Consider the following 23,631-nt stretch of genomic DNA (forward strand, 5'->3'; position numbering starts at 1 on the left):
ACTATTTTGCATCGCCTGGGGCGGTTCGCCGGAGAGTGATGGTGTGGGTAACGGGCTGGTTCAGCTGGTAGATTTGGGCCATGGCCTCGTTGTACTGCTTGATGAGGTCCGGGCGATCGGCGGCTGACTGCTGGTAGCGCTTGATGACGGAGCAGCGGTAGTCGTTCCAGATGGACGGTTTCGGGTGCAACTCGTCGTATTTCTGTTGCAGAATAGCGAGGATTTCGTCCTGGCTGAGCGCGTTTTGATCGGGGAAGAACTGCTGTTTGAGCAGCGAGTAGGTGCGGATGATCGGGCTGATCCTTTCGCGGAGGGCGACTAGGTCGCGGATTTTGATGGCCTGCTGATACTGCGGCGTCGACTCGACGACCGCGAGATTGACGCCGGCCTCCAGGTCAGCGGCGCTGGTGACGACCTGCGGCTGGCCGTCGATGGCCAGTTCGTAGCTGCCGGCGGGGAGATTGGCGACGGTGATGACTTCCTGGTTGAGCTCTGCGATGAAGGGCACCATCGTCAATGCGTCCTTGGCGGCGGGATTGACGGGGAAGGGCAGCGCGCCGGCCAGGTAGCGGAAACTGACGCCGGAATCGTCGATGACGAGATCGCTGACCTGGCAGTTGTCGATGTCGCGCAGCTCGCGGGTTTTGGCGTCAATGGCGACGCGGGCGACGGTCGGAGTCATGCCCTGGGCTTTGAGGAAGAGATACGCCATCAGTAGGTGCCCCGCCGCCCCGGGGTGAATACGATCTTTGCCGACAATGGTCTGCGCGGGATTGCTGCTCTGCCAACGCTGGTTGATGGCCAGCATGGGCGCGTTGAAGTGCACGACGTCGCAGCCGTGAGTCGCGGCCGCAGCGACGATGCCTTCGCTGCACTTTACCAGCGCATCGTTGATGCCCATCTGTGCGGGCGGATCGAATTGTGCGGTCTGGTCGTAGATGGCCGGCGTGATGAGAATCACCCTGACGCCCTCCTGGCGGGCTTTGGCGGCGAGCTCATTTAGGTAGCGCGTGTTGGTGTCGATGGCCTGCTGGCGCTGGGCGAGATTGGCGGCTGATGGCTCGGAGTTGGTGTAGAGGCCGCGATTGACGTCATTGACGCCAGTCATCACGGTGATGACACTGGGGCGGTGCGGCGCGATGTCCCAGTCGTAGCGGAGGAAGCTGCCGCGAGCGGTGTCGCCGGCAATGCCGCAGTTCCACGCCTGCAGGCGACGCGTGGGCATGCGCGTCGCGTAAAAAAGCACGATGGCGCCGTGGTAGCCGCCCTGGGCGGTGAGGCTGTCGCCGATGAAACAGACGCGGTCATCCGCCGCAAAGGGCGCGATGTCGCTGGCCAAGGTCGTGCCGCTGACAGCCAACGACAGCAGGTAGGTGGAGATTTTCATGGTGTGGGGCTCTGTTCTGGGGTGGGAGGGGGGAGGATTACGCCTGTAGGCGGGCATTGCGTCCTCGTGGACCGGCGGCGTTTTGCCGCTCATGGTTGGTCGCGTTAGCGAATATAGGCAGTTCCGAACTGATCGCAAGCGCCGGGGAGAGCCGCCGTCCCGGCGGGCGATAGTTTTATCTATCCACAGATTACGCAGATTGACGCAGATTTTTTTACGATTGGCTGCTTGGAAGTCCAGGGCCTTTTCCGTCCCGGCGGCATTGAGCGGTTGTGGTGGTTTGGCAAGGTTCTTGGCGGGGGCTACTGTAAGGGCTCGTTCTCGGGGGGGGGGAAGTGTCGGGGACAGCCGGTAAGCAGGGCAAAGACAGGAGATGACCTTGGACGTTGCGACGAATTACTGCGTACACAATGTTGGCGCCATGCCGGGCAGTGACGCATTTTTGTTGGTCACGGCCGAGATGAGCGCCTTGATTGACTCGGGTTTTTCCTTTTGCGCCGAGACGATGGTGGACAACATTGCGGAGGTGCTGGGTGAGCGGCCGTTGGATTACGTGCTGCTGACGCACTCGCATTACGACCACGCGTCGGGCAGCATCTACTGCAAGAGCCGCTGGCCGGATGTGTGTATTGTCGCCAGCGACTACACGGCGAAGATTTTTGCCAAAGAGAGTGCGCGGGCGGTCATGCGCGAATTGAATGCCGGCGCGGCGCGTCTGAGCGGTTGCAGCGAGTGGGTGGACCGCCTGGATGAGCTCAGGGTTGATCGTTGCGTCGGCGAGGGCGACGAACTGTCGCTGGGCGACATGACCTTGCGAGTACTGGCGGCGCCGGGACACACTCGCTGTTGCATCATGTTCTACGATCCGGCCAGCGCGCTGTTGATATCCTGCGAGACCCTCGGGGTGCTTGCCGGGCCGGGGCTGGTCATGCCCTGCTGTCTGGTGGGCTATCAGCAGAGCTTGGATGCACTGGACCGCGCCATGGCCATGCCCATCCGCCGCCTGCTCTTGCCGCATCACGGTGTGATTGAGGGCGATGACTGTCAGGATTTTCTGCGTGCATCGCGCTACTGGCTGGTCGAAACGCATCGCCGCGTCCGCGAAGCGCATGCGGCCGGCCAAAGTGACGCCGAATTGCGGCAGCTGCTGCGTGATCTTTTTTATACGGACATTGCCCAGCTGGTCCAGCCCGAGCAGGCATTCGATCTCAATGCCAGCTACACCATACCGCTGCTATTGAAGGAATGAAGATATCTTGTCAACAATCACAAGCCAATGCGCTTTATGTAATCGTCGTTTCCAAAAACGCTGAAAGTGTGCGACATAGCAAACAAGGAAAGTGAGTTCCATTGCCTCTTCGCCTCCCAGTCAGCTTCGCCGACAGGGGGCGAAGAGGCCGACGAACGCGGACATATAAGGCGTTTTACCCAGGGCTGCGCGCGCCTTCAGCGCGGCTTGCCCTGGGCTGGTATGTTTCGCGCCTTCAGCGCATCTGCCGCTTCGCGGCGCTTTCTTCCGTCGCGGACGGATCGGACGGATCGTCGACTTGATCGGTCTGATCGGTCTGATGTCTTTGATGCAATCGCAGTGTTTTCAACCTGCTGCAGTTGAAGCCAGCTGGTATCTTGTTGCACGAGCCAAAAGTCCTTTGGAAAGAAACAATAAGAATTGCCTAAAAACCATGTCGGTGGGCGCTCGTTGTGGCGCTGTCGGCAGCACAAAAGGAGCACCATGAAGAGACTGATGTGTCGATGCCTTGCCATTGTGAGTTGCCTGTTTGCAGCCGCCGTAAATGCCGAGTCGCTGTTGCCTGAATTCAGCGCGTTGAGTTTGGCGCCGGGTGATGCCGGGCGGACGCAGGTTCGTCATGGCGAACGCAGTATCTATTTTGTGGGCACCGAGCCGGCGGCGGCGATGAGTGGCGTGACGCTGGCCTTGCGCGATGACGCGATTGTGCTTGACAACCGCGAGGCGCCAGCGGAGTTGCGCAAGATCGTAATGCGCCTGAATACCATCAAGCAGCGGCAGTTCCCTGGGGCGTGCTACGTCTTGCGGGTGCAGATCGAGGGGCCGAAGGGCGGTCATGCCGCGCTATTTTTTGAAGGGCGGACGCTTGACGGGGTGCATTATCACAACAACACCGGCCATACCTTGAACGGCGAGCGGCAGGAGATTCTGCATTATCGGACACTGCCGAAGGAACTCGACGATTTGCATCTGCGCTTGGATTTGAGCGGCCCGGGCGAGTACAAGATCTTTGCGGCGGAGTTCGCGGAGGTGCCGGTGCGGCAGAAAGATCCGGCGGTTGCAGCTGCACGCGTGCCGGAGCTCCTTTTTCACGCGGATTTTGATGGCACGGCCACGGCGCGGCGCGGTGGGCAGCCGGAGCCCATGGCCGCTCGCGGCATTGACTACGGGCCCGGCGTCAAGGGCCAGGCACTGAAGAGCAGCGGTGAGGCCGGGACGCTCTTGCAGTATGCGATGGCTGGCAATGCCGTGCCCGAATGCGGCACGGTGTCCCTGTGGTACCGGCCGTCATGGACGAGTACGGAGGACGCCAGTGGCTTCCACCAGCTGTTCACGATGGAGCGCCCGGAAGGCAGCCGTTATGGCTCGGGGGCGGTTTTTCTGTGGTGTCACAACGACGTCTTGCGCGCCGACACCAGCGATTTGCGGGACAGCTATCAGCGCACGCGCAGCGTCTTGCCTGGTCAATGGCAGCACGTCGCCATGAGCTGGGACGAAGACGGCTCACAGGTTTATTATAACGGTCGGCCCGCCAATGACATGCCGGGTGGCGACAGCTACTCGCCCCTCAATGTCGGCCCGGGCAAGCATCTGATTTTTCGGGATTCGGTTCTCAAGAGTTTTTTTGTGGGCGGGCTCAATGGCGAGCAGCAATGCGAAGGCCTGATTGACGACCTGCGGATCTATTCGGCGCCGCTGTCACGCGAGGACGTCTTGGCGGTTGCTCGCGAAATACGCTATTTCGAGGTCGCGGCGACGCGGAGCTACATCGTCAACCGTGGCGACGGCGCGAATGCGATTGCTTTCAGCATCACGCCGCAGCAGCCGGTGGCGATGCGCTTTCGCTGGCAAGTCGTGGCTGAGGACGGCCGGGTGGTGGCGGCGAGCGGCGATGCCTTGGCGGGCAGCGCGGCCGATGTCGGTCGGCCCCTGGCGCAGACGGCCGCCGTGCCGGCGTTGGCGCCAGGTCGCTATGATATTCGGGTCACGGAGGACCTGTACAAGGGCAGCACCCTTGACAGCCTGTCGGTTCCCGTGTGGGTTTTCCACGGGACTAATGCCGAAGTGTCGGCGACTGACGAGCTGCGTCTGGAGCATCTGGCGACGATTCGGCCCAATCCGTCCATGAGTGCGGAAGAGCTGTTGTACGTCGGCGTGCCGAGCATGGGCGAGCTGGCAGGGCGTCCGTACATGGAGATTGACGGTGCTGATGGCAGTCGTTTCGTGCTGCGGTTGCGGCTGCCGGACGCGCAGGGCATGTATCTCTTGGAGTGGGATTATCCCGATGATAAATTGCGCACGGTGGACATTTTAGCGCAGAGTACGCGCATACAGGGCAGCGAGTACGAGTTGCAGACTGGCTATTGCACGGGTGATGAATACCCCCCCAGCGGGCGGATGTTGACGCAGAAGTCCGTGTATTACGCGCGGTCGACGGATGCCGCGCTGGTGTTCATGACCGCGCGTAATGGCGCGCCGGCGGCCGTGGCGGAGATTCGCGTGAGCAAGATTGTCGGTGGCCTGCCGGCGCTTGGCGCTGCCGCCTTGGCGTCGCCGGCGGATAATGGCCGTGCCGTCGGCATTTATTACGAAGACCCGGCGGTGTTGTACGACTTTGGCCGCTACGCCAGCGTCATGCCGGGCTTGGAGCAGATGCTTGATCGTCTGAGCGCCTACATGCAGTACAGCGGGCAGACGCTGCTGACCTATCCGCTGGTGTGGTATCAGGGGATGATTGGGGACAAATACAATCCACGTAACCACCCCGAGGACTTTTTTCAGGCGGTCCTGACCATCTTTGACCGCGACGGCCTGGGCTTCATGCCGTCCTTCAACCATCACAATATTTATTTCCCGGATTTGGCGATTAGCGCGGAGCGTTTTGAGGACGGGTCATTGCATGACACGCCGGTGTCCATTTTGAACACGGGCAAGCCTAATCCCGGCGGCTGGCATGGTACGCCGCCGAATTTCAACGTCATGCATCCGGCGGTACAGGAGCACATCCTGGCGAATGTCCAGCAATTCATTGATGAGGGCGCGGCGCATCCGTCCTTCAAGGGCATCACGCTGCATCTGACCAACCATTGTCTAGCATCATTTGGCGAATTGAGCGCGGGCTATAACGACTACGTTATTGACGCCTTCAGCCGCGCGACGGGCATCGCGGTGCCGGTGTCGCGGCAGGAGCCCCTGCGCGGCAAGTTGTACTACGAGTGGCTTATGGCCCATGCGCGAGAGGAATGGATTGACTGGCGCTGCCAGGCTTTGGCCGAGTTCTACGGGCGCATCGCCGAGCGATTGCGGCTGGCGCGGCCGGATTTGCGGCTGGTCCTCTGCAATCTCGGCCCCATGGGCGAAGTGAAAGCAGAGAATTTCCGCGACGAGGACTTTGTCGCGCAGCGCTATCGCGGCGCGGGTCTGGATCCGAAGTACCTCTCGGCGATAGCGAATGTGACGCTGGTGCAGACCATCATCCCGGCCGATTATCGCTGGCGGCGCGGCCATGGCTCAGAAGACCCGAATTTGCAGCACCTGCGGGACTTCGATCTTCTGCCGGGCACCTACAGTCTCTTGAATACGGCGCCGGCGCCGTGGCTGCACATGCACGACCGCTACTGGGAGTCCGCGATCGGGCGTCGTGGCGGTCGGCGCTGGAATGGCCCTGGCGAGGGCGAGTTGGGGGCGTGGTTCAGTGAGCAGTCTTGGCGGGTGAGCACGCTTAACCCCGCCGGTGTCCACGCCATGCGGCATTACATCGCGCCGTTACGCCATAATGACCTGCTGGGCATCACTAAGGGCGGTTTTCTCATCGGCACATACGGTATGGATGAGCTGCTACGGCCTTTCGCCCAGGCCTTCCGGGCGCTGCCCGCGCAGCGCTTTGCTGATGTCGCCAGTGGTAATGCCGCCATCACGTTGCGGCGACTCGAACACGCCGGCGCGACCTGGTTCTACGTCGTCAATACCACGGCGACACCGGCCGAGGCGGCACTGCGGCTGTCGGCGCCGGCGCGGGATGTGGTCAGTGGCGTGACCGTGCCCGCCGGTGAACTCCGTCTGCCCATGACGGCCTACGAATTTCGCGCCTTCCGCGCGGATGGCGCGGTGGTCATTGAGGGGAAGTGAGCGCCGCCGAGGCGCTGATGAGCGCCTCGGTCACACATGAAAGCGCCCGGTTGCCGGCTTGTTAGCTGGCGCCCGGGCGCTGTTTTTGGTGGGTGTTGCGTGTCAGCGCGCGTTATTTATTTTCGTTCCAGAGATCGTTTTTGGAGCTGACCTTGTATGAGGTCACGTGGCCATCGAAGTGCTGGGCGTTGAACATGTCGTTATGGCGGTGGCCGACGCGGTAGGTGCCGGTGCCGGATGCTTCGGAGAGCGTGCGGTCAATGGCGCCGTTGTGCTCGATTTGCCAAGCGGTGGTATCGGCGGTTTCGATGGTCACCGATGGGGATTTGATGCGGGTGAGCGCGTAGATGCCCGGGCTGGCGATGTTGTAGACGTTGCCGCAGAGCCAGCTGGCGCGACCGTAGGAACGCAGGAAGGACGAAACGGTGACGCCGGTGGGGCGGTTCCCGCTCTGCTGTGAGCCGCTGCTGTCCGAGCCGCAGCGGTACATTTTGTAGTCGCCGACGTAGGGGGCGATGAGGTCTTCCCACCACCAGAGTTGGCCGGAGCGGTCGGCGGTGCCCCAGACGTAGCGCGGGCAGATGTAGTCGTTGTAGTCGTTGGAATACATGTTGAAGCCCAAGCCAATCTGCTTGAGGTTGCTGGTGCAGGAGATGGCTCGGGCTTTTTCCCGCGCCTTGGCCAGCGCCGGCAGGAGCATGGCGGCAAGAATAGCGATGATGGCAATCACGACGAGCAGTTCGATCAGCGTAAACGACAACAGTTTCTTCACAATTCGTCCTCCCATGTTGACTTCAGATTAGGCTCTTGACACTCAAAATGCCGCATGTTCCGTTAAGTATAGCAAAAGACCGGCGGTTAAGCAACAGCATGCGGTGAAAAGACTGAGAGGGGGGGCGGTCAGCCATTGATACTGTATGCCAATAATTCCTCTTTCTGGCGCGGTGGGACGCGACGTACCTGGCCAATGTGGCGCCCTCCGGGCGCAATCAGTTGTGTTTTCGGTACCCCGGGTTGCGGCGCCCTCCGGGCGCCTCACCCGGGGTTATGCATGGTGCGGCCCTCCGGGCCGAACTTGGCCGATCTAGTGTTTTATTGCCGCAAAGCGGCAGAAGCGCTGAAAGCGCGAAACATACCAGCCCAGGGCAAGCACGCTGGAAGCGTGCGCCGCCCTGGGGGGAACGGCGACTCTGTTCGTGTTCCTCGGCCCCTTTGGCCCCAGTCGGCGAAGCTGACTGGGGCCAAAGGGGCAATGAAACTCACTTGTTTACCTGGGGTTGACGTCGGCGGCAGGTCGGGCATCCAATATCAATGACTGACCGATTGCGGGGGCAAGCTTGCCTTGCGACTGGGTGGTGTCAGGCGCCTCAGGGTTGGAACTCGCGGGCGGCCTGCACGTACGCTTCGATGTTCTCCCATGGCACTTCGGGTTCGATCATGTGCGTCGGCGAGCAGAAGAGCCCGCCTTTGTTGCCGGCGCTGGCGAGGTTGCGGAGGGTGGTGCGGCGGACGTCGTCGGCACTGCCGAAGGGCATGGTGCTTTGGGTCCCGAGAGTGCCCCAGAAGGAGAGACGCGAGCCGTACTGCGCGTGGATTTTGGCGAAGTCCATGCATTCGGGCTGGACGGGGTCGAGGACATCGACGCCGATCTCGATCAGCTCGGGGATGAACGGTTCAATGAAGCCGCAGGAATGGTAGGTGACCATGATGTCGGGCTTGGCAGCTTTGGCGGCGCTGATGACGGCGGCGTGGCGCGGTTTGAGCCACTGGCGGTAGTTGTCCATGGACATCATGGTGGTTTTTTGCATGCCGATATCGTCGCCGAGGCAGAGCAGATCGACGCCGGCCTGGGCGAAGGCCTGTGCGCGCTGGCAGGCAATATCGGTGAGGCGGTCGAGGTGCCAGATTGCGCAGGGGCTGTCGGCGAGGAGATCGACCATGAGGTCTTCCATGCCGCGCATATACCAGGCGATTTCCCAAACGGTACAGGCCATGCCGGCGGCGGCGGCGAGGCCGCGCGCATGGAGGGCGGCGACTTCGGCGCGGGCCTTGTCCTGCTGACTGAGATCGACGGCGGGGTAGGGATATGCCGCGAATTGCGCCAGTAAGGTGAAGGCGGCCATGGGGTGATGCATGCGGGTGATATGCCGCGAGCCTTCTGCGGGTTCTTCGCCGACGCCCCAGAGATTGAAGCGCGTGCGGGGATCGAAGAGCTGCCCCGGGAAGTACTGCTGCCAGTCGTGGTTGCTGGGCTTGAGGAAAGACGAGCTGAGGTAGCGGAAGGGAAAGCCGAAGACATCGGCGGGATTGGCGTCGGCGCCGTAGCGCTGTCGGAAGGTATTGAGCTGGTCGGGGCAGAGATTGAAGCAGACGGGCGCGTGGTGGATGCCCTGGCGACGCCAGAGGGCGAGGAGATTTTCACGCGGAGTGGGAGATGACGACATGGCGGGCCTCCGAATGGCTGACGGCAGTAAAGGGCGGGCGGCGGGGATGTTGACGCCGGGCGTTGGCGCGTTATTGTTGAGAACGCATGACCAAGGCGTGATCAGGTGTTGGTGAAATCACAAACCATGAAGACGGGAGAATGACGATGAAAATATCGCTGATTATCTTGAGTGCAATGATGGCGGGGCTCTGCGGCTGCAGCACGATGTATTACGGCGCCATGGAAAAATTTGGCGTGCACAAGCGGGACATTCTGATGGACCGGGTGAAGGACGCACGGGACAGCCAGGATGAGGCCAAGACGCAGTTCCTCAGTGCCATGGACCAATTCAAGAGCGTGGTGAATTTCACCGGCGGCGATTTGGAGAAGGAGTACAATCGCCTGAATGACGCGTTGCAGAGCAGCGAAGCACGGGCGACGGCGGTTCGTGACCGCATCAAGGCGGTTGAGGATGTCTCGCAGGCGCTATTCAAAGAGTGGCGTGCTGAGATCAAGCAGTATTCCAGTGACGCGTTGCGCAATGCGAGTCAACGCAAGCACGACCAGACGGTAGACAAATACGACGACCTGCTGCGGGCCATGAAGAACGCCGAGTCGAAGTTGGAGCCGGTGCTGGTGTCGATGCGCGACCAGGTACTGTTCCTTAAGCACAATCTTAATGCCCGGGCTATTGCCGGCCTGAGTAGCGAACTGGCCAGCGTGCAAGGCAATGTGGACAGCCTCATCCGCGATATGGACACCGCTATTCAACAGGCCGATCAGTTCATCGCCACGCTCAAAGACGAATAAACCGCGGTGGCAATGCACGTGTGTCGTCAGGAAAGCATAGTTGGTTTTTGCGAGGGGGAGGGAAATACCCTTCGCTTCGCTCGGGCCGCCGCTACGCGGCTATCAGACTATCCCTGCACCTCCCGTGCAGGTCTGCGGCTCATTGACCCTTCCCTCCCCCTCGCGCTCCCCTACCTATCCCTTTTCGGCTCAGCGTGTGGCGGCTGTCGCTTAGCGACAGCCGCCACACGCTGAGCGTCAACAGGCAAGGGAATGAGCCGGGTATTCCGCTGCTATTTTTGCGGTGGTTATGCCTATCGTATGGTCAAATGAAAGCTGGACGAAAGCAGTCTCGCCAGGCGAAAATCGCCTGACGCTTTGCGGATGCGCACGTGCGTCGTCAGGTGAAGAATTTGGGGCTGTGCGGAGGGATGCCGGTGTTGGCGACGATGGTCGCGCAGGCCGTGGCGTCGGCCAGGGCGTCGTGATGGCGGAAGAAGAAGCCGAAGGTCGCGGCGACATTGTTGAGTGTATGGGACGGCATCCACGGGTAGAGTTTCCTGCTGATAGCCAGGCTGCAGACGTAGGGGAAGCCCGGGTTGCTGAGGCCGTAGAGCGTCAGTGCCGCCCGCAGGTGGCCGAGGTCGAAGGGCGCATTGTGGATGACGACGATGTCGCCACTGGCGATAAACGCGGCCATGTCCGGCCAGATGTCGCAGAATTCAGGCGCGTGGCGCAGCTGCTGGTAGGAAATGCCGTGGATTTGGGTGAAGCGCGGTAGCATCCAGTCGAGCGAGCGATGGGGGCGCACTAGCCACTGGCGGCTGTCCTGGAGGACGCCGTCGTCAAGCAAGGCCAAGCCGGCGGCGCAAATGCTGCCGTTGCGCATATTGGCGGTTTCAAAGTCGAGGCCGATCAGACGCATGATGGTTACGGGGGGGGATAGTTGGGTATGGGACGTATGGGACGTATGGGACGTATGGGACGTATGGGCAGGGGACTTATGGGCCGTATGGGGTGAATGGGACGAATAGTTGGCGCGGGTGCGGCGTGGGCGCGGGTGTTGTGGGTGTTATCAGGGTGCGAGGTCAAGGATGCCGGCCTTGTCGGTTTCCCAGGTGAGGGCGCCGGTGCCTTGCCACATGGCCCAGCTGTCGTCGGCGATTTTCCGGGCGGAGATATTGCAGGCGATGCGGGGATTGGGCGCCAGGGCGTCGCTGAAGAGCGCGAGCGGCACGCTGAATTCGGCGTTCCAGCGGCTGGGGCTGGCGACAGCCGTGGCGACAGTGCAGAGGCGTTGCGCGGCCTGGATGAGATCGGCGGGGGCTCTGGCTTCGCCGGAGCTTTCAAAACGGCCATTGGGGTAGGCGCGGAGAACGATGGTGGGTTGCGGCTCGGCCTCGTCTTCGCGCAGGAATCGCAGGGCGATTTCGACCGCGTCGCTGCCGGCCCAGCGCTTGTCGGTGACCAGCGGTTTTTGCGGATCGGTGTCATTGGCGACGGCGATGTAAAGCGCCTTGCCGTCGTGGCGGAGCCAGGCAGTGCTGGTGAATTTTACGGGCTCGTGGTAAAGACTCTTGTCCAAGGGCATGATGGCGCAGGTGCCGTCGGTGGGCCATTCGGCGCTGGTGATGGCGCCGTCGATGGCTGGCGCGGATGTGGTTTTGGGGACAGTTAGCACGGGCGGCGGGCCGCTGCGCAGAGACTTTTTGGCGGCTGGGGGCGGCGTGTTGGCAAGGATGAGGCGCATGGGCGTGGGTGGCGCGGGCATGACGCGGGGGCGGTGCAGCGCTGGCCAGGATGCGCGCGTGTCGTCGTTGACCAGGCCGATTTGGGCGAAGGGAATGGGCTTGAAGCCGATGGACTGGGCAGGCGAGTCGTCGCGCAGCGCGAAATCGCCGGTGGCGGCGTTGACGCAGCGGGGGTCTTGGTCGACGAGGTTATTTTCGACCGTAATGACTTCCTTGACGTGCGGGTCTTTGGAGTCAATGACGAGCCACCAGCGATCCGAAATGGGCTGGCCATGGGTCATGCGGGTGATGTGCTCGCCGTTGCCGCGCCAGAAGATATTGCCGGTAATGACATTGCCCTTGGGGTAGAAGGGCTCGTCGTCAAGCAGCGTGAGCAGCTGCGGATAGCGGGTGGAGTAGGGCGGTTCCTGGAAGCGGATGCCGCGCAGGGTGCCTTTTTCGCGGGCCTCCTTGATGCGGCCGTCGACGTGGGGCTTCTGCCAGCCCAGAGCGCGGGCGTCGATGTAGATGGAGCTGGGGCAGTCAATGAAGAGATTGTTGGCGAAGAGATTGTCGCGGCCACCGCCAAGGAAGATGGGGAAAGTGACCTGATGGAAGACATTGCCGACGACCTCGGCGGCGGCGAAGGAGTCGTCCAGGTAGATGCCTTTGCAGGGCAGCCCTTTGCGGCCGTTGATATGATGGAGGTAGTTGTTGCGGATGACATGTCCGCGAATGGCCCAGCAGCGGCCGGCGTAGATGGCGCCGCAGTCGTTGGATTCATAGCAGACGCTGTGGATTTCATTGAACTCAATGACGTGGTCGTTGCCGCCGAAGATAATGGCGGCGTGCGGGGCGTCGTGGATGAGATTGTGAGCGACGCGCATGCCGACGCCGCTGAGGGCTACGGCCGGCCGGTACATGCGGTCCCAACGACCGTAATGGTGGATGTGGTTGTTGATGGCCGCATGGTTGCAGGGCGTCAGGGTTTTGCGGTCGCCGCCGACTAGGTAGACGCCGCCGCCGCCGAGGTTGTAGAGATCGCAGCCGGCGACGCTGTTGTCGCGGCCGTCCTCAATGACCACGGCGTGGCAGCCGACATTGCGGATGGTGCAGCCGACGACGTGGCAGTCCACGCAGTCGCGCATCGTGATGGCGCTGGCGCGGGCTGCCTCAAGGATGATGCCGCGGATGCTCAGGTGCTTGACGCCGGTGAGCTCAATGAGGCGCGGCGCGGCGGATAGCTCCAGGCGGGTCGCGCCATCGGCATCTGCAGGCGGCCAGAACAGCAGCGTGTTGCTGGCGCGGTCGACATACCACTCGCCGGGCTGATCAAGCTCGGCGAGGATGTTGAAGCCATAGAACCACTTATTTTTGGCGTAGCCGTAGGTGTGGTAGGGCTTGGCAACGCTGATGATGCGTTGCGCCAAGTCGTGTTTGTCGATGCGATGGCGTTGTTCTGCCCAGTCGCGCGCCCAGCTGCCGCAGACGTAGGCGTCGGGTTCGCCGGCCCAGCGCTGCGGGTAGTCGCCGTCGTAACGGAAGATGCCCTCGACGTGACTGATAAAGCCGCGGACATTGCGGGTGTTCTCGCCCAGCGGTTCGGCGACGGTGACGTGGTCGGCGTTGGGGCCGCGGGCAATTTCCATGGGGCGGTCATTCCAGAAGAGCTCCATGCGCTCGGGCAGCGGGTCGTCCTGGCGTGGTGGGATGCTGCCCATGGTGTACTCGCCCTGCATGTCGGCGCGGGCGATGCGCAACTGCACGGCGTGCTCGGGATTGACGGCGTAGTCACCAATGCCGCTGATGCCTACGGCGGCCAGGTCGAGCTGCCGGACGTGGTCGCGCGCTGCGGGGGGCAGGCGCTGGCGGAGCGCGTCGTCGCTCACTGGCGCCAGGCCGGCGACGAGCCTGCCGCCACTGAGGTGCACGGCAGCCCCGGGTAGCGCGCGGTAGCAGATGGGCGCGGCAGCCGTGCCGGAGTCGTCTTCGCCGAGGACGAACGGCGTTTGGCGCTCATGGCGGCCGGCGAGGAGGATGACGCAGACGCCGCCAGGGGGCAGGCCGCCGGCGGCTTTGATGGCGCGGATTTCGTCGCGGGCGCGTTCGAGTGTGGCGAAGGGGCCGTCGGCGCCGGCGGCGGTGGCCTGGGCGGCGTGGCCGTTGTGCTGGTCGTTGCCGGTTGGCGACACGTAGAGCAGCAGGCCATAGCTGGCCTCTATCTGCGCGAGCTGTTTGTTGCCCTGGCAGCCGCAACAGGCAGCCAGGATGGCGCAGGCGAGGCCGGTCAGGCGGTAGGTGCGAGTGGTCATGGGGCGAGCCTTGGGCTGGTGGGGGCGGGCGGGGAGGGGTGTGTTCAGTCGCTATGCGGCTCGATTATTTGTCGAGTTTGTGTCGGCGGAAGATCATCGCTTCGCGGAAAATCGTCGGGTCGTCGGCGTTGGCGGTGATGCTGTTTGCGAGTGCGGTGCTGGAGCGCGTCGCATTGGAGATTTGTTCGGGGTTGAGGGATTGCACCGTGAGGGTGTCGTTAACGAGTGTCCAGCGTGCGTACTGGAAAGGCGGCGTGTCGGCGGCGATGGGCTCGGTGGACCCCAGCCAAGTGATCTGTACCATGGGCAGGGCGTCATTGCGCCAATGGCAGGCCCGTGCGTAGAGGCTGTCTTTTTGCCCGGCAGGGAAGACGATTAGGTACTGATGTTTGTCCCAAGGCAGCACTTGCAGGAGTTCCTTATGACCCGCGGCGTCCTGGCGTTGCCAAAGGCCGATCAGATTCTGCTGCAGAGGCTGGTCGGGCGTGGTGACCAGCGCGACGTGGTAGTCGCAGCCAAGCAGAAGCAGAACCAGCGCGAGGACAAGCGGGAGCGTTTTCATGGCGGACCTCCGGGATATAGGGTGGGATACGGATGGTGGGCGGTAACTGGCAACAGGCAAAATATCATCGGCGACGGCGCAGTCAAGTACCGCCTTTTTTATCCGCAGATGACGCAGATTTCTGTTTCACGCGAAGGTTTTTTTCTCACGCGAAAGCGCTTACGCGTGGGAACGAGGACTTTTTTTTCTCACGCGAAGGCGCGAAGGCGCGAAGAAGACAAATACAAAGAAGATTGGCGGCATGTCTTGCCGCTGTGCGGCAATTCATGCCGCCGAATGAAAGGCGCGATGTCTGTAGCCGTGCGGCCTTTGTGCGGCTTTTGCGGTCTGCGCGGATGATTTTTGTTATACTTATGTTGCGTTATTGTTATACTTACGGCAATACTATTAGACAGTTGATCAGAGAAAGCCGAGGTGTGCGACATGTCAGCGAAAAAGAGTATAGAGATCATGACGACGTTGGCGGACGAGATACGTCGTGGCGAGCACGGCGACGTGGGCAACATCTTTATGACTGTGCGTGGCATCTGTGATCAGTTTGGGGTGTCGCTGGTGACGGCGCAGCGGGTGGTGAGCAAGCTGAAAGGGCAGGGGCTGTTGGTGCGCAGTGGCAAGCGTCTGAGTGTGGCCTATCGCCATTCTGACCACGCAGTGGCCAGGCGGCTTGGGGTCTTGCTGACCAACATGGAGAATCCGTTTTTTGCGCGTCTGTTGAATGCGTTGGAGCATGCCGCTCGCCGGCGCGATGTGGAGATCATATCAGCCGGGAGTTGTTACGACATTGAACACGAGAAGCGGCAATTGGGTATGCTGACGGCCAGTGGCGCGACGGGCTTTCTGATTTGCCCGGCCAGCGATGTTGATTCCGCGGCGGCATTGGCGGCGCTGGCTCGGCCCTACGTGTTGATAGGGCGTCGGGTGGCCGGCATTGATGCCGACGTGGTGGCGGTGAATGACTTTGAGGCGGGTCGCCTGGCCGCGGCGCATTTGGTACACCAGCAGTGCCGGCATTATTTCTATTTGGGGACTCAGTACCTGCATAACGACGTGCGGGCGTGCGGCTATGCGTATGGACTGCGCGAACGGAACATCGCCTTGCCGGCGGAGAATTGCCTGGCAGTTGATTTGGCTGAAGCCGAAGACAAGCTGTGCAGCTGGCTGCTTAGGCACTATCGCGGCAAGCGCACGGGTGTTTTTTGTTATCATGATTTGTTGGCCCTGCGTTTGTTGCGCGCGGCCCGGATATGCCAGTTGCGGGTGCCGGCGGATTTGGCGATAGTGGGGATGGACAACTTGCCGGTGGCGGCGGAGACTTATCCGTCCTTGACGAGCGTATCCTATCCGTTGTCGCAGATAGCGGAGCGGGCTCTGGACGTGTTGTTGCGGCGCCTTGATGGCCAGGTCATGCCGGTGGCGGTCAATCAGTTTGATCCGACCTTGGTGGTGCGTGAGAGTTCCTGTTGCCTGACCGCCCTGCCGGGTCAGGCAGTAAATGAATAATGAACAAGGGAGTGATGAACGATGGCGATAACCCACACGGCAATCAGCTATTACGGATTGAACTATGTGGAGCACGCGGCGGCGGATTTTCGCGAAATGCTTGATCATGGCTGCACGACGGTCGTTCTGGCGGTGACCGAGTTCGATTTTGATTTTTGGCGCCCGAACATCCCCAAAATTGTTGATTGCGCCCACGAGCTGGGCTTGCGCGTACTCATCGACCCATGGGGGATCGGCAAGTATTTTGGCGGCGAGCAGGTCAGCAAGTATTTGCAGAACAATATCGAGAACCGGCAGGTCTCGGCGCTCACCGGCGAGAAGCTGCCACATGCCTGCTTCAATACCAACAGCTTCCGGGACTACTTCCGGAATTTTTGTCTGACGTTGGCGCGTGAGACGGCCGCGGACGGCTTTTTCTGGGACGAGCCCCACTACGCCCTGCCGAAGTCCTACGCGTCCATCACGGGCGGGGCCGGCGATGACTGGAGCTGTCGTTGTCCCGTCTGCATGAAACGTTTCAGCGACTACTACGGCTATGACATGCCGCGGGTGATGACCGACGACGTCATTCAGTTCCGCTGGCGTGAGGCGTTGTGGATATTGGAAGACTGCTCACGGCACCTGAAGGAGCTCAATGCCGGGCTGGAGATTACCTGTTGTGTGCATGCGACACACAACAGCTATTACGTCACGGAGCATCGCGGCTACGACAATTGGGACATGGTCGCTTCCTCCCCGTACTTCGATGTGTTTTCCACCACGATCATCGCCTGGGACTTGCCGGAGGCCTTTTTCGAGCAGATCACGCGGCGGACGGTAGAGATGGCGAAGAAGTACGGCAAGCAGTCTGAGCGCTGGCTGATGGGCTACTACAAACAACCGCAGGATTTGGCGCGGATTGACCAGATGGTCGATCTCTATGAGCGTCTTGGGATAGATCGCCTGGCGGCCTGGACTTACCGCGGCGGCTACGGGACCGTCCTGGCAGCGCCTGACGCCCTGGGACTGTGGGACAGGATAGGCGACAACTACCGGCGCGTGTTGCGCAAAAAAGGAGATTGATGATGGCACTGAATGACTTTGGCTATCTTGATGCGATCAAAGCGAATCTCGACCGTGTAAAGCGAGAACAGGGCGCGGCTATCACGACGGCGGCGTCTTTGCTGGCCGACGCGATTGCGGCCGACCGCCTGATCCATGTGTACGGCGGTGGCGGGCACACCACGCTGGTGATGGGCGAGATGTTTTTCCGTGCCGGTGGCCTGGCGAACATCAATCCGATCATGGAGACGGGCCTGTCGGTTTTCAACCAGGCGCTGAAGTATTTGGAACTGGAACGCACGGAAAATTATGGCGCGGCGATCATGCGCTATTACGACCTGCAGGCTGGCGATCTGCTGATCATCTTCCACAACATCGGCATCAACGCCGCGACCATCGACGCCGCGCTGGAGGCCCGGCGGGCTGGCGCGAAGATCGTGGCGGTGTCGAGCTCGTATTGGCAGGACGAGATGCCGCGGGATCACTTCATTCGGCACAGTTCGGGTCAGAACCTCTTTGAGTTGGCTGATGTGTGCATTGACGACTACAACCCCGTCGGTGACGCGGCGGTGCGGGTGCCCGGCTGCGATACGCCGATTGCGCCCTTGTCGAATGTGGTGGATTTTGCGATTGCGCACTGGTTGGAGATTGAATGCGTGCGGCTCTGCGTGGAGCGCGGGGTGACGCCGCCTCTGTGGAGCAGCGCGAATGTGCCTGGCGGTGACGAGCGCAATGCGGCGGCGCTGAAGAAATACCGGCCGCTGGTCAAGAGTCTGTGACGGTCGGCTGAATGAAGGTGGAGAAAGAACATGACATTGCACCATAGTGCGTTGAGTGTATTGAGCTTGTGTTTGTCGGTCATGGCTTTGCCGATGGCGGGGATGGAGCTGCCGGCGCCGGTGGCGGCCTTTGCCGGGGTGGACATTGCCGGCGTCCGTGCTGGTCGTTATCATCCGCAGCATCAGGTCATGTGGGTGACCAACGACGGCATCGGCATCGGTGAAGTGGCTGGAGAGGGCATTCGGCTGAATCCGGCGGCATTTACCGTGGCCGCGTGGGTCATGCCCAGCCTGCAGAGCGGCAACCACTATCGCGGCATTGTCTTCAAGGGCGATCGGAGCGAGCGCGACGAGGTCGATTTCAAGCTTGATCTCTACGGCTTGATTCCCGAGTTTGGCTATCGGGTCAATGGCGAGTGGCATGGCATCCTCCGCAACGGCTATGCCTTTGCCGTCCCCGGGCAGGGCCAGAAGGCGTTTGCGGATTGCCCGCAGCTGCTGCCCAATCGCTGGAATTTTCTGGCGGTGAGTTTTGATAAGGGCGCCATGCGCATGTACTTGAATGGCGAGCTGGCCTTTGACGCCTTGGGGCCGGGGCAGGAGTTGCAGCTGAGCGCGGCGCCGATGCTCCTGGGCGGTGGCGAGACGGGCGGCGGCCGGAGGAGTTTTCCTCTGAATGGCCTGTTGGATCGGGTCACGCTGTGGGACAGCGCGTTGAGCGCGGCGCAGGTGGAGGCGTTCCGCTTGCAGACGGCGGCGCACTATCCGCAGGCGACGGTGTCAGTGGCCTGGCGGGAGGAGTTTCCCGAGTACGATCCGTATTTCAAGCGAAAGCTGGCATTGGTGGAGCGCTATGAAGCGGCCTTGCCGGCACGCGCGGCGGGCATGGCTTCGCCGGAGATGACCATTGCCGAGCACGGCGGCATCCCGAGCATCTTTCGCGATGGCGTCGCGGAGTCGGCGATGTGCATGATGCCGGCGCCGAGCGCCAATGAGCAGGGCGTCTTTCTCGCGTCCCGGGATTTTGCCGCGGCGGGGGTGAATTATTACAGCGAGATCTTCTGGACCTGGCTGAAGCTTGGGGACAGCTGTTCGCACTGGTGGACAGGCTATGGCCAGTATGAATTTGAACGCGTAGCGGCGCGGCTGGAAAAGATCGTCGAGGCCAATCCCAAGGCCGCCATTCTCGTTCGGGTCAAGCTGAATGTGCCGGAGTGGTGGCTGGCGGAAAATCCAGACGAGCGGGTGGTGGACGAATTTGGCAAGCAGGGGGAGCAGCCGTCGATGAGTTCGGAGAAATGGCTGCGGGACGTGTCGGTGATGCTCGCCGATTTTGTCCGCTACCTCGAGCATTCGCCCTTGTCGCCGCACATTGTGGGCTATGTCCCGGCGGGTGGGTCGACATCGGAGTGGTTCTGGTGGAATTTCAAAGATGGTCTAGTGGATTATTCGGCCATCAATCGCGAGGCCTTCCGGCGGTTTCTGCGCCGTGAGTATGCCGACGACGCGGCCTTGGCGCAGGCCTGGGGCGATGCCGAGCTGAGTTTGGCAACGGCGGACATTCCCACGCCCGAGCAACGGCGGGGGGCTGAGGACGGCTTTTTCCGCGATCCGCTGCGGGCTCGCCAGGTGTATGACTACCGCCGTTTTATGACCAAGGCGACGACGGCGGCGATCCGGCAGGTGTCGAAGGTGGTGCGCGAGAACACCGTCACCCGCAAATTGGTGGGGACATTCTATGGCTACTCCATGACGATGAGCCCCGGGCCGGCCCTGGCCAATCTCGGCTTTCAGGGCTTCCAGGAGTTGCTTGAGGACGACAACTTGGACTTTTTCTGCGCGCCGACCAGCTATGGTTTTCGGCGGGATGGGCAGTCCGGCGATTACGCCGTCGGCTATTTGGCTTCGATCCGGCTTCATAACAAGGTCTATTATGACGAAGCCGACATGCGCACCTACCTCAGCCGGGGCAATGAGGCGTATCGCGCCGACAGTCTGCAGGAGAGTCTGAACACGCATTGGCGTAGCTTCGGCAACGCCTTGGCGCATGGCGTCAACATCTGGTGGTTTTTGATTGCCGGCAACGGGACCTTTCACACCGACGCGCTGATGGAGCAGATCGCGTCCATGAGTCGCCTCAATCGAGAGTATCACGACGTTTCGCGGCGTTCGGTGGCGCAGGTGGCGGTGCTCTGCGATGAAGAGAGCATGCACTTTTATTCAGGCAAGTACGGCAACTGTGCGTCGGTGGCGCGGGTGAAGACCGAACTGGCCAATATCGGCGCGCCGAGTGACGTGTACCTGCTCGGCGACATCGGCAATGAGCGGATGCCTGACTACAAGCTGTACATCTTTCTCAATGCGTTTTACATCACGCCGGAGCGTCGCGAGGCCATCCAGCGGAAGCTGTCGCGCAATCACGCGGCGGCGTTGTGGATTTACGCGCCGGGCTATCTGTCGCCGACGGGGGCATCGGTTGCGACGATGGCGCAGCTGACCGGCATGACCCTGCGGCGGGTTGCGGAGCAGCCGGCCTCGCAGCTGGTGATCACGCAGAACGATCATCCCTTGGCGCGCTATTTGGGAAAAATGCGTCGCGGCGAGCAGCCATTTGTGCAGGTTGTGAAGCGGGTGCTGAGTATGGAGGCCTTTGCGCCGGCGTTTTTTGTCGATGACCCGGAAGCTGACGTGATTGGCGAGCTGAACGGGCAGGGCGCGCTCGCCGTCAAGCAATGCGCCTGGGGAACCAGCATTTTCTCGTTGAACTCCTTGACCCCGGACCTCGCCCGGGGCGCCTGTGAGATGCTGGGGATCCCGGTCTACATGGACAGCGGCGATGTCTTCCAGGCCAACGAGAGCTTTATGATGGTGCACGCCGTCAGCGACGGCGAAAAACGCCTACGGCTACCTGAAGCGCGCACCGTCCGCAATCTGAATAACGACGAGCGCTTCCCGGCTACCACTGAGGTGCGCCTGCAGATGAAGCGCGGCGACACGGTCATTTTTCAGCTGGAGAAGAACTGAATGAGTGCGGTTAAGACAGAAATACTTTCACCGCGAGAAGCGGCGAAGCGCAGTGACGACGGGGCTTTTTGCCCGGCGTTTTACTGGCGGTCTTTCCCCGTGGTGGAGAAGATTCGCGATCTGGCCGGCGGCGGCTGCTGCGGCGACTTGCGTTCGCTGCGCTTTACGGCCAGTCGACCGCGGAAACATGCCGTGGACGAGGCGAGCTTCGTCTACGACCGTTTTTCGGCGATGCTGGACGGCGCGGGATTTCTTGCGGGCGCGCCCTGTCGCAAGCTGTATGTGGAGAAGTGCGCGGGCGCGAATAACCTGTTCGCGCTGGCGGAATTCGAGAACGGCGTGGTGGCGGAGTTTGAGGCCAATGAGTGCCTGCCGGATACCCTGCCGGACATTGCTTTCGTCAAGGCCAATTTCAGCGACGGGCATATCACCAATCAGCCGTTGGTGGGCTATTTCAACGAAGAGGGCCTGCTCTATGCCGACGACTCGAGTTGCGGTCAGTACATCGCGGATAATGCGTTGACGTCCCTGGCGGCAGGTCCTTTTGCGTGGATGGAGTCGCGTTTTGCGCTTGCGGTCGAGCGCGGCGAGATAGCGCTGGGCAAGCTGGGCTGCGACCGGTGGCTGTCCATGATTGCGGAGGTGCTGTCATGAAGCAGTATAAGATCATGATTGCAGGCGCGGCCAATCCCCACATCCCCCAGTACTTGCGGGGCTGCGCGCCGGCGGGGTCGAATCGGCAGCTGGTGGCGGTGTCGGACCCCGACCCGCAGCGGCTTGCGGCTGCGCGGGACTTGGTCGGTGCGGGCGCCGATGCGGTGGCCTGGTACGGCGATTATCACGCTATGTTCGATGCCCATGCGGATGCGGACATGGTGATTATTGGTAGCGACAATCGCGATCATTTCGCGATGTTTTGCGAAGCGGTGCGGCGTAAGCTGCACATCTTCACGATGAAGGTCATTTCCATGGATGAAGACGAGTGCCGGGAAATGCTGGCCATGCAGGCGGGCTATGACCGGGTGATTGCCACCGAGCTGGAACTGCATTTTCATCCGCAGTTCATACAGGCTCGCGACATGGTGCGTGCTGGCGCGATCGGCGAGCTGCAGTCGGTGTACTTGTCGAATATCTCGCAGAGTCCCTGTAATTACTATCCCAACTGGGGGACCCCGGAACTGTCCTACGGGAAGCGGGTGGCATTGCGTCCAGGCGCGACGGTCTTTCGTGGCGGCGCCATCACCGATCACCCGCATCCCTACGATCTGATCCGCTGGATCACCGGACGGGAATTTCGCAGCGTGAAAGCGATGTCGGCGACCAATCAGCGGTCGGCGCTGGAGGTGGAAGACCACGCGGCGATTACCGGCGAGCTCAGTGGCGGCGTGAAGTACTTTGTCAATCCGTCTTATTCCAATCTAGAAGAGCAGGTGTCTGCGCGGCGGCTGCTGTGGCCGAAATCGCTGGAGTGCAATCTGAAAGTCACCGGCAGCAAAGGCTATCTCTCCGCGGACTTTTTTGATCGGCACTGCTATGTAGTGGGAAAGAATTGCGTCTCGCCGGACCGGCTGATCGTCGAATTGGCGCCGCGATATTGGGGCGGCGCTGACGACTCACGGCTGGGCAATTTCATTGCGGCAATTGAGGGGCGCCGGGCGGCGCCGGAATGCAGTCTGGCAGACAGCTACGCCGCAGTGCGGGTGATGAACGCCGCCTACGAGTCGCTCTGGCATGACCGCGAGATCATTTTGGATGTGTGAGTATGGAGACGGTCGTGAAAAAATCAACAGCAAACGAGGATGATCTGGCGATGCACAAAGCAAACGTGATTGCGCTGATACCCGAATTGTCGAGTGACTGTCATAACCTACGAAACATTGGAGGGGGAAGGGTGAAACAACGGACTTTTACACTGATTGAGCTTCTGGTCGTGATCGCGATCATCGCGATTCTCGCGGCGATGTTGTTGCCGGCGCTGGCGAAGGCGCGGGAGAAGGCCCGGAGTATCTCCTGCACCAATAACCTCAAGCAGATTGCGCTCAATATGGCAATGTACGCATCGGATAATGACGACTATATCATTCAAAGTCAGCCGACGACGGGCACGTATTATTCCACCTGGCATAAGCTTTTCGGCTTTTCGCCGACGGACCCGACGCTGTATTGCCCCAGCAATGCCCCGGTGACACCCGGCGCGGCCTATTTTTACACCTACGGGCAACTCAATCTGAAGGTCGATAGCCATTATAAGAACAACATCAACAATAAGAAGGACAAGCTGGGGGACTTTGCCACTTGGGTGGATGGCGTCGCATTGCAGGTGTACAGCACGAAAAACATGAAGCTGCCATCGGAAACGCTGATGTTTGCGGATACCACCCGCTACAACGACGACCAGAAGGGCATCGGCTGCTGGATGTTCCGTTGTGACAATTTTAATGGCAATGCCGCCATCACGCTTATTCACGGCGGTCGGGCCAATGGCGCCTACGTGGATGGGCATGTCAAGAGCCACAACCAGGGCGATCTGCGCACGGGCGCCTGCATGGTCAGGGCATTCTGCAATCAGGCGTCGGAAGCGCTGCCGCTCATGCTCTGATGACGAACCCAGGGCTGCTGGGCTCACGCGAAGGCCTTTTGGCTCACGCGAAGGCGCGAAGACGCGAAGAAGACAAATACCAGGAAGATTGGCGGCATGTCTTGCC

16 protein-coding genes are annotated in these 23,631 nt (G+C 61.2%); 10 read left to right on the forward strand and 6 right to left on the reverse strand.

Features of this window, described 5'->3' with window-relative positions; genetic code table 11:
* Position 1: 1 nt before the first annotated feature.
* Positions 2-1,387 (reverse strand): SGNH/GDSL hydrolase family protein, encoded by a 1,386-nt coding sequence (locus J3R75_RS10840; protein ID WP_307261541.1) that lies wholly within the window; start codon positions 1,385-1,387, stop codon positions 2-4.
* Positions 1,388-1,760: 373 nt separating this feature from the next.
* Here J3R75_RS10840 and J3R75_RS10845 point away from each other — a divergent pair, with 373 nt between their 5' ends.
* Both J3R75_RS10845 and J3R75_RS10850 read left to right on the forward strand, forming a co-directional pair.
* Positions 1,761-2,636, forward strand: coding sequence for an MBL fold metallo-hydrolase (locus tag J3R75_RS10845; protein ID WP_307261542.1), 876 nt, complete (start codon positions 1,761-1,763; stop codon positions 2,634-2,636).
* A gap of 483 nt (positions 2,637-3,119) precedes the next feature.
* Entirely contained in the window at positions 3,120-6,764 is a 3,645-nt protein-coding gene (locus tag J3R75_RS10850) for a LamG-like jellyroll fold domain-containing protein (protein ID WP_307261543.1), read from the forward strand.
* Between the two features lie 112 nt (positions 6,765-6,876).
* Here J3R75_RS10850 and J3R75_RS10855 read toward each other — a convergent pair whose 3' ends face one another.
* A complete protein-coding gene (locus J3R75_RS10855; protein ID WP_307261544.1) occupies positions 6,877-7,536 on the reverse strand; it encodes a DUF1559 family PulG-like putative transporter in 660 nt (219 codons plus the stop codon).
* Positions 7,537-8,131: 595 nt separating this feature from the next.
* Positions 8,132-9,208, reverse strand: a complete 1,077-nt coding sequence (locus J3R75_RS10860) for a uroporphyrinogen decarboxylase family protein (protein ID WP_307261545.1) — start codon at positions 9,206-9,208, stop codon at positions 8,132-8,134.
* A 140-nt stretch (positions 9,209-9,348) separates the two neighbouring features.
* Here J3R75_RS10860 and J3R75_RS10865 point away from each other — a divergent pair, with 140 nt between their 5' ends.
* Positions 9,349-9,999: a DUF2959 domain-containing protein gene (locus J3R75_RS10865; RefSeq protein WP_307261546.1), complete on the forward strand. Its 651-nt coding sequence runs from the start codon at positions 9,349-9,351 to the stop codon at positions 9,997-9,999.
* A 379-nt stretch (positions 10,000-10,378) separates the two neighbouring features.
* Here the strand turns inward: J3R75_RS10865 and J3R75_RS10870 are convergent, their stop codons facing one another.
* The 3 genes from J3R75_RS10870 to J3R75_RS10880 form a co-directional block, all read right to left on the reverse strand.
* The gene (locus J3R75_RS10870) at positions 10,379-10,903 is read right to left on the reverse strand and encodes an exonuclease domain-containing protein (RefSeq protein WP_307261547.1); all 525 of its coding nucleotides are present in this window, start codon (positions 10,901-10,903) and stop codon (positions 10,379-10,381) included.
* A 150-nt stretch (positions 10,904-11,053) separates the two neighbouring features.
* Positions 11,054-14,020, reverse strand: coding sequence for a right-handed parallel beta-helix repeat-containing protein (locus J3R75_RS10875; RefSeq protein ID WP_307261548.1), 2,967 nt, complete (start codon positions 14,018-14,020; stop codon positions 11,054-11,056).
* Between the two features lie 64 nt (positions 14,021-14,084).
* The gene (locus J3R75_RS10880) at positions 14,085-14,582 is read right to left on the reverse strand and encodes a hypothetical protein (protein WP_307261549.1); all 498 of its coding nucleotides are present in this window, start codon (positions 14,580-14,582) and stop codon (positions 14,085-14,087) included.
* A 423-nt stretch (positions 14,583-15,005) separates the two neighbouring features.
* Here J3R75_RS10880 and J3R75_RS10885 point away from each other — a divergent pair, with 423 nt between their 5' ends.
* The 7 genes from J3R75_RS10885 to J3R75_RS10915 all read left to right on the forward strand — a co-directional run bounded on the left by J3R75_RS10885 (position 15,006) and on the right by J3R75_RS10915 (position 23,525).
* Positions 15,006-16,082, forward strand: a complete 1,077-nt coding sequence (locus J3R75_RS10885; protein ID WP_307261550.1) for a substrate-binding domain-containing protein — start codon at positions 15,006-15,008, stop codon at positions 16,080-16,082.
* 21 nt (positions 16,083-16,103) lie between these two features.
* Positions 16,104-17,144 (forward strand): hypothetical protein, encoded by a 1,041-nt coding sequence (locus J3R75_RS10890; RefSeq protein ID WP_307261551.1) that lies wholly within the window; start codon positions 16,104-16,106, stop codon positions 17,142-17,144.
* On the forward strand, positions 17,144-17,902 hold the full coding sequence (locus J3R75_RS10895) for a sugar isomerase domain-containing protein (RefSeq protein WP_307261552.1): 759 nt from the start codon (positions 17,144-17,146) through the stop codon (positions 17,900-17,902). Before J3R75_RS10890 ends, J3R75_RS10895 begins: the two co-directional genes overlap by 1 nt.
* A gap of 30 nt (positions 17,903-17,932) precedes the next feature.
* A complete protein-coding gene (locus tag J3R75_RS10900) occupies positions 17,933-20,926 on the forward strand; it encodes a LamG-like jellyroll fold domain-containing protein (RefSeq protein WP_307261553.1) in 2,994 nt (997 codons plus the stop codon).
* The gene (locus tag J3R75_RS10905; RefSeq protein WP_307261554.1) at positions 20,927-21,580 is read left to right on the forward strand and encodes a Gfo/Idh/MocA family oxidoreductase; all 654 of its coding nucleotides are present in this window, start codon (positions 20,927-20,929) and stop codon (positions 21,578-21,580) included.
* On the forward strand, positions 21,577-22,686 hold the full coding sequence (locus J3R75_RS10910) for a Gfo/Idh/MocA family protein (protein WP_307261555.1): 1,110 nt from the start codon (positions 21,577-21,579) through the stop codon (positions 22,684-22,686). The genes J3R75_RS10905 and J3R75_RS10910 overlap by 4 nt, the downstream gene beginning before the upstream one ends.
* A 131-nt stretch (positions 22,687-22,817) precedes the next feature.
* Complete coding sequence (locus tag J3R75_RS10915; protein WP_307261556.1) at positions 22,818-23,525, forward strand: DUF1559 family PulG-like putative transporter; 708 nt, start codon at positions 22,818-22,820, stop codon at positions 23,523-23,525.
* Positions 23,526-23,631 lie beyond the last annotated feature (106 nt).

The organism is Oligosphaera ethanolica (genome assembly GCF_030814695.1).
GTDB classification, from domain to species: domain Bacteria; phylum Verrucomicrobiota; class Lentisphaeria; order Oligosphaerales; family Oligosphaeraceae; genus Oligosphaera; species Oligosphaera ethanolica.